Source organism: Streptomyces sp. CoH27 (assembly GCF_020181035.1).
Lineage (GTDB): Bacteria > Actinomycetota > Actinomycetes > Streptomycetales > Streptomycetaceae > Streptomyces > Streptomyces camelliae.
Genome location: NZ_JAIQYY010000027.1, coordinates 78,992 through 85,588 on the forward strand (window position 1 = coordinate 78,992; position 6,597 = coordinate 85,588).

Consider the following 6,597-nt stretch of genomic DNA (forward strand, 5'->3'; position numbering starts at 1 on the left):
CTCTGGCTCGGCGCGGCGGAGCCACTCTTGTCCGAGGAACCGCTGCCGCCGCCACTGCCCTGGCAGGCGGTGAGCGACAGACCGGCGACAGCGGCGACGGCGCTGTGTCAGGAGACCCCGAGGGCAGTCGGGGCGTTGCGGCCGACACAGCTCCCGTACACGGCTGTGACAAACAGCGGATCTCCGCCAGATCGAGTCACCCGAGGGGCAGGGCGAATGTCGTGACGACCGCCGCGTGGTCCGAGGGCCAGTCGTTGCCCGCCACGTCCGGCCACGGGCGCGGGCTGCCGGTGACGAGGGTGCGCGCGTCCCGTACGGCCAGGCCCCGGTGCAGGACGTAGTCGATCCGGTCCTGCGGCTCGGGCCGCCCGCTGCCGTCCTCGTGCACGGGGTGGATCGGCGACCAGGTGTGCCCGGGTGCGGCGGCGGGGTCCGGGTGGGCCTCGCGGTAGGAGTCGGCGAAGCCCGCCTCCTCGGCCGCCTTCGTCACCGGCCATGCCACGTCCGGCCAGTCCAGGTGCGAGGGGCAGTTGAAGTCGCCGACCAGGACGACCGGGACGCCGTCGGCGGACGACTCGGCGATCCGGCGGAGCGCGTCCCGCATCTGTGTGAGCCGGACCTCCTCGTGGGCGATCAGCTCGGCCGCCGGCAGCCCGTCGAAGGCGGACTCGTAGGGCCCGTACGGCGTGTAGTGCAGATGCGCGGTCCACACGTCGACCTCGCGGCCGGACGCCACGGCGACCCGGACGCCCGCCGCGCCGTAGAAGCCGACGTCCGGGTCGCCGAAGCGGGCGGTGATGGGGTGGCGGCTGATGACGCCGAGGTTCTCGCCGGCCCGGTGGTGGTGCCAGCCGAGGGCCTCGGCCAGCTCCTGGGCGGCCGTACCGCCCGTCTCCTGGAGGCCGACCACGTCGGCACCGCTGTCCAGGATGACCTTGAGCTGCTTGGCCCGGTGGTCGTCGACCTTGCTGCCGCCGAGCCACAGGTTCCAGCTCATGACCCGCAGTCCGGGCGCGACCATGCGCCGCAGCTCCTCGATCGTCACCCCCTCCAGGCTCTCCCGTACGGTCCGGCCGGGTGCCGTGCCGATCGGGGCGAGGGACGGTACGGCGAGGACGGCGCAGCCGGCGGCCTCGGCGGAGGCGACCCCGGTCTCGGTGTCCTCGACGGCCACGCAGCCGGCGGGGTCGACGCCGAGGGCACGGCAGGCGGCCAGGTAGGGGTCGGGGGCGGGCTTGGTGCGGTCGGTGTCGTCGGCGGTGACGGAGGCCACGAACCGGTCGGCGCCCAGGGCGTCGAGGACGACGTCGGCGACCGCGCGCGGGGACGCGGTGACCAGCGCGGTCGGGATGCCGGCGGCGGCCAGCGCGGCCAGCAGGTCCAGGGCGCCGGGGCGGGGCACGATGCCGGTGCGGACGCGGTCGGCGAACTCGTGGTGCAGCTCGGCGGCGAGCTCGGCGTCCGGCCGGCCGGTGGCCGCGGCGAGCCAGTCGGCGGTGTGCTCGACCGCGCGGCCGAGCACGTCCGGCTGGTCGGCCTCGGTCAGCGGGCGTCCGGCGATCTGCTCGACCGCCTCCCACCACAGCCGCTCGGTGTCGACGAGCGTGCCGTCCATGTCGAACAGAACCGCCTGCGGGGCGGTGTGGGGGGGCATGTTCGGGTGGTTCCTCACTTCTGGATACGTTCGGCCACCAGCACCGGCCGCTCGGGCAGCGACACGGCGACGGCGGCTCCGGCGCCGAGCCCGGTGGCCTCGTACGCGGGCAGGTCGGCCTTGGCCTCGGTGCCGTCGGCGAGCCGCACGGTGACCCGGACGACCGCGCCGAGGAAGGCGGTGGCGACGACGCGGGCGGTGCCCTGCTCGTCGGCCGTGACCTGGACGGCCTCGGGCCGCACCAGCACGTCCACCGGGCCGTCCGGCACCGCGCCGTCGGCGGGCAGTCGCTGCCCGAGCACCTGGACCGTGCCGCCCGACAGCTCGCCCGGGATCCGGCTCATCGTGCCGACGAACTCGGCGACGAAGGCGGTGGCGGGGCGGCCGTACAGCTCGGCGGGTTCGGCGCACTGTTCGAGGCGGCCGGCACGCATCACGGCGACCCGGTCGGCGACCGACAGGGCCTCCTCCTGATCATGCGTCACGAACAGTGTGGTGATGCCGAGTTCCTGCTGCAGGCGGCGGATCTCCTCGCGCAGGGTGAGCCGGACCTTGGCGTCGAGGGCGGACAGCGGCTCGTCCAGGAGCAGCACGCGTGGGCGCAGAGCGAGGGCGCGGGCCAGCGCGATGCGCTGCTGCTGGCCGCCGGAGAGCTGGTGCGGATAGCGCTCGCCCTTGTCGGCGAGACCGACCAGCTCCAGCAGTTCGGCCGCACGGGCTCGCCGTTCGGCCGTACGGACGCCGCGCATGCGCAGCCCGAAGGCGACGTTGTCGACGGCGTTCAGATGCGGGAAGAGGCTGTACGACTGGAAGACCATGCCGGCGTCACGGCGGTGGGCCGGGACGTGGGTGACGTCCTCGCCGTCCACCAGTACGGCGCCGGAGTCGGGGTGTTCGAACCCGGCGAGCATGCGCAGCGCGGTGGTCTTGCCGCAGCCGGAGGGGCCGAGCAGGGCCAGGAACTCGCCCGGGCGGACGGTCAGGTCGAGTCCGTCGAGGGCGACGGTGGCCCCGAACTCGCGCCGCAGGGAACGGAATTCGACGGTCGCGGCCTTTTCCGCGGTGGCCTTCTCAAGGGTGGTGGCGGTCATGATGTGTGTCATCCCCGGGAGTTCGCGGTTCGGTTGCGCCCGCCGCCGGCACCGGCGAGCGCGAGGAGCAGGGCCCAGGTGACGAGCAGGCTGAGCACGGACACGGCGACGGACATCTGGGCCTGCGAGCCGCCGACGTTGTAGATCCACACGGCGAAGGGCTGGTAGCCGAGCAGCTGGGCGACGGTGAACTCGCCGAGCACCAGGGCCAGCGTGAGGAAGGCCGCGTTGAGCAGGGCCCCGCGCAGGTTCGGCAGTACGGCCCGGACCAGGGCCTGCGGCCAGGAGGCACCGCAGCTGCGGGCGGCCTCGACCAGCGTGCGTACGTCGATGGCGCGCAGGCCCGCGTCCAGCGCCCGGTACACGAACGGCAGCGCCATCACGACGTAGGCGAGGACGAGCACGACCGGGAAGCTCGGGTTCTGGATCGCGACGAACGTCTCGAACAGCGGGGTCCGGGACAGGTGGTCCGGGCCCCACTTCAGCACGGTGACGATCCCGGCGACGAACGCGATCGGCGGTACCACCAGCGGTAGTGAGCAGACCACCTCCACCACCGGCCGCAGCCGGGGCGCGCCGAGCCGGAGCGCGACCATGGCGGGCACCATCAGCAGCAGCACGGCCGCGATGGTGGCCGCGGCCAGCTCCAGCGAGAGCAGCAGGCTGGAGACGAAGCCGTCGGTGGACAGGATCTTGGTGTAGGCGTCGAAGGAGACGCCTTGGCCGGGCACGTCGACGGTGAAGACCACGGACGCGCCGAGCGGCACCAGGAAGTACAGGGCGGCCAGGCCGAGGACGGCCCAGCGCCACGGGGTCAGGCGTCGAGCCATCGGGCACTCCGGCGTTGCAGGGGCAGGTACACGGCCATCACCACACCGGCCACCAGGACCATGTCGAGGCTGAGGGCGAGCGCGATGTTCTCCTGGCCGACGAGGACGTTGCCGGACAGGGCGTCGGCGATCTGCAGGGTGACCAGCGGGACCGCGCTGCCGACCATGGCGGCGGCGGTGGCGTAGGCGGCGAAGGCGCTGCCGAAGAGCAGCACGAGCCCGCCGAGCAGCGAGGGCGCGAGCACGGGCAGGGCCACGTGGCGCCAGTACTGCACGCCGGTGGCGCCGTTGTTGAGCGCGGCCTCGCGCCACTGGGTGCGCAGCCCGTCCAGCGCGGGGGTGATGGTGAGGACCATGAGCGGGACGAGGAAGTACAGGTAGACGAGGACCAGGCCCCAGAAGCTGTAGAGGTCCCAGCCGTCGTCCTTCAGGCCGAGGTGCACGGTCAGGACGCCGGCGTTGCCGAGGGTGGCGACGAAGGCGAAGGCCAGCGGGACGCCGCCGAAGTTGGCGAGGACGCCGGAGGCGGTCAGCACGGCCTCACGCAGCCAGCGGGAACGGGAGGAGACCACGGCCTGGGCGAGCGGCAGCCCGAACAGTGCGCCGAGCGCGGCGGCGGTCGCGGACAGCTTGACGCTGCCGAGCAGGGCGGTGAGGTACGGCCCCTGGAGCGAGTCGGTGAGGTTCTGTGTGCCGTAGTGCCCCTGCACCGAGAAGGCGCCGTTGACGATGGCCAGGGCGGGCAGGCCGAAGGCGATGGCGACGAAGACCAGCAGCGGTACGACGGCCAGCCAGCCGGGGGCGCGGCGCCGCCGCTTCGCCGAAGCGACGGGCGCCACGTCCGCGCGCGTGAGGGCGGCGGTCATCCGGAGACGGCCTTCGCCCAGCCCTGCGCGATGACCGTCTTGGCCTTGCTCTGCTGGGCCTCGGTCGGGAAGGAGGGCGTGCCGGTGACCTTGGGCAGCTTGGCGGCGGCCGCCGTGTCCAGCGTGCCTGCCTTCTGCAGGGCGGCCATCAGGGCCGGGCGGGCGTAGCCCTTGAGCCACAGGTTCTGTCCCTCGGCGCTGTAGAGGTACTCCTGCCACAGGCGGGCGGCCGCCGGGTGCGGGGCGTCCTTGGTGATGGCCTGGGAGTAGTACTGGGCGTACTGGCCGTCGGTGGGGATGGCGACCTTCCAGTCGAGCCCCTTGGACTTGAACTCGTCGGCGTACCCGGCGTTGAGGTAGTCCCAGTCGATGGAGATCGGCGTCTCGCCCTTCTCGACGGTGGCCGGGGTGGACTCGACGGGCGTGTAGTTGCCGCTCTTCTTCAGCTTGGCGAAGAAGTCCAGGCCGGGCTGGATGTCGTCGAAGGAGCCGCCGTTCGCCAGGGCCGCCGCGTAGACGCCGCCGAAGGCGGAGCCGGACTTGGTGGGGTTGCCGTTGAGGGCGACCTGGCCCTTGTACTCGGGCTTGAGCAGGTCCTTGAAGCTGGTCGGGCACTCCTTGACGCGCTTGTCGTCGCAGCCGATGGAGATGTAGCCGCCGTAGTCGTTGTACCAGCGGGCCTGCGGGTCCTTCTGGGCCTCGGGGATGTCCCCGTACGAGGCCACCTTGTACGGCGCGAGCAGGCCCTGCTGGGCGGCGCTCAGCGCGAAGGAGCTGCCCAGGTCGAGCACGTCGGGGGCGCGGTCCTGCCCCTTGCGGGAGGTGACGGCGTTGATCTCGTCCTGGCTGGTGCCGTCGGGGCTCTCGTCCTCGATCTTGATGCCGTACTTCTTCTGGAAGCCGTCGATGATCGCGCCGTAGTTCGCCCAGTCGCGGGGCACGGCGATGATGTGCAGCGTGCCTTCCTTCTTGGCCGCCTTGACCAGGGCGTCCATGCCGCCGAAGTCGGCTGCGGAGGTGGCGGTGGCGGCGCTCTTGCCGTCCTTGGTGGTGGTCGACGCGTTGTCGGGGGCGGCGCCGCAGGCGCTCAGGGCGAGCGCGGCGACGACGGCGAGGGAACCGCCGAGCACGGCGTTTCTCGGCAGGGACACGGTCACGGTCTCTCCAGGGGGACACATGAGGAGCGGAGGGGAACTTGTCTGAACAAGTTGGCCTCAGTACGCCCGGCGTGGGTGTCCGGTCCGTAAACACTGGCGAAACGCCGAGCCCCGATTCCCTGCACAGTTCCGGCTGACACGGATCACCAAGGAATGTCGATTAGGCTGGTCACGCTGTGCACAGCGACCTACGCAGAGGGGAAGCATGACCGCGCGCCACGAGGAGATCGCCGACGAGCTGCGGCGGGCCATCGACCGCGAGGAGTACACCGTCGGCAGCCGGCTGCCCTCGGAGTCGGAGCTGGCCGCGCACTACGGCGTCTCACGCGGCACGGTCCGCCAGGCCGTCGCGGCCCTGACCGCCGAGGGCCTCATCGGCTCCCGCCAGGGCGCCCGCCGGGTGGTCCTGGCCAGCCGCCGCAGCCAGAGCTTCGAGGAACTGCGCAGCTTCGCCCAGTGGGCCCGCGCGATGGGCCGCGAGGCCACGGGCCACGTGGTGGCACAGGAGCACCGCCCGGCGACCCAAGAGGACGTCGTACGCCTCCAACTCGCCCTCGGCACACCGGTGTTGCACGTCCTGCGGCTCCGCGGCCTGGACGGCGAACCGGTCCTGCTGGAGCGCACGGTCTACGCCGACTGGATCGCCCCCGCGGTCGAGTCCATCGAGCCGGACTGCCCGTCCGTCACCCAGCGCCTGTACGACGACACGGGCCTGGTCTTCGCGTACGGCGAGCACATCATCGACGCGGTGGCGGCGGGCGCGCATGACGCCGAGCTGCTGGGCGTGCGCCGTACGAGTCCGCTGCTGCGGGTGCGCCGGGTGACGACGACACGTGAGGGGCGCCCGGTGGAGTGGTCGGACGACCGGTACCGCTCGGACGCGGTGAGCTTCAGCGTGCACAACTCGATCGGCAACAATGCGCTGGCGCGGAAGACGGCGGAGTAGAACTCGGGGCACATTCGCCGTCGCCGGGTGCGGGTCCGTCGTGGTTTCTGGCG

General features: G+C 72.4%; 6 protein-coding genes. 1 reads left to right on the plus strand and 5 read right to left on the minus strand.

What is annotated here, in order from left to right; genetic code table 11:
• Positions 1-196 precede the first annotated feature (196 nt).
• The 5 genes from LE548_RS36065 to LE548_RS36085 are packed head-to-tail and all read right to left on the minus strand — an operon-like array spanning position 197 to position 5,598.
• Entirely contained in the window at positions 197-1,654 is a 1,458-nt protein-coding gene (locus LE548_RS36065; protein ID WP_225101247.1) for an HAD-IA family hydrolase, read from the minus strand.
• A 14-nt stretch (positions 1,655-1,668) separates the two neighbouring features.
• Positions 1,669-2,745: an ABC transporter ATP-binding protein gene (locus tag LE548_RS36070; protein ID WP_225101248.1), complete on the minus strand. Its 1,077-nt coding sequence runs from the start codon at positions 2,743-2,745 to the stop codon at positions 1,669-1,671.
• Positions 2,746-2,753: 8 nt separating this feature from the next.
• A complete protein-coding gene (locus tag LE548_RS36075; protein ID WP_225101249.1) occupies positions 2,754-3,575 on the minus strand; it encodes an ABC transporter permease in 822 nt (273 codons plus the stop codon).
• On the minus strand, positions 3,560-4,441 hold the full coding sequence (locus LE548_RS36080; RefSeq protein WP_225101250.1) for an ABC transporter permease subunit: 882 nt from the start codon (positions 4,439-4,441) through the stop codon (positions 3,560-3,562). The genes LE548_RS36075 and LE548_RS36080 overlap by 16 nt, the downstream gene beginning before the upstream one ends.
• Positions 4,438-5,598, minus strand: coding sequence for an ABC transporter substrate-binding protein (locus tag LE548_RS36085; protein ID WP_225101251.1), 1,161 nt, complete (start codon positions 5,596-5,598; stop codon positions 4,438-4,440). Before LE548_RS36085 ends, LE548_RS36080 begins: the two co-directional genes overlap by 4 nt.
• A 205-nt stretch (positions 5,599-5,803) precedes the next feature.
• Here LE548_RS36085 and LE548_RS36090 point away from each other — a divergent pair, with 205 nt between their 5' ends.
• Positions 5,804-6,544, plus strand: coding sequence for a GntR family transcriptional regulator (locus LE548_RS36090; protein WP_225101252.1), 741 nt, complete (start codon positions 5,804-5,806; stop codon positions 6,542-6,544).
• Positions 6,545-6,597: the final 53 nt, after the last annotated feature.

Coding starts and splice junctions, on each gene's coding strand:
- LE548_RS36075 (WP_225101249.1), bottom strand. CDS start 3,575: ATGGCTCGACGCCTGACCCCGTGGCGCTGGGCCGTCCTCGGCCTGGCC.
- LE548_RS36065 (WP_225101247.1), bottom strand. CDS start 1,654: ATGCCCCCCCACACCGCCCCGCAGGCGGTTCTGTTCGACATGGACGGC.
- LE548_RS36080 (WP_225101250.1), bottom strand. CDS start 4,441: ATGACCGCCGCCCTCACGCGCGCGGACGTGGCGCCCGTCGCTTCGGCG.
- LE548_RS36090 (WP_225101252.1), top strand. CDS start 5,804: ATGACCGCGCGCCACGAGGAGATCGCCGACGAGCTGCGGCGGGCCATC.
- LE548_RS36070 (WP_225101248.1), bottom strand. CDS start 2,745: ATGACCGCCACCACCCTTGAGAAGGCCACCGCGGAAAAGGCCGCGACC.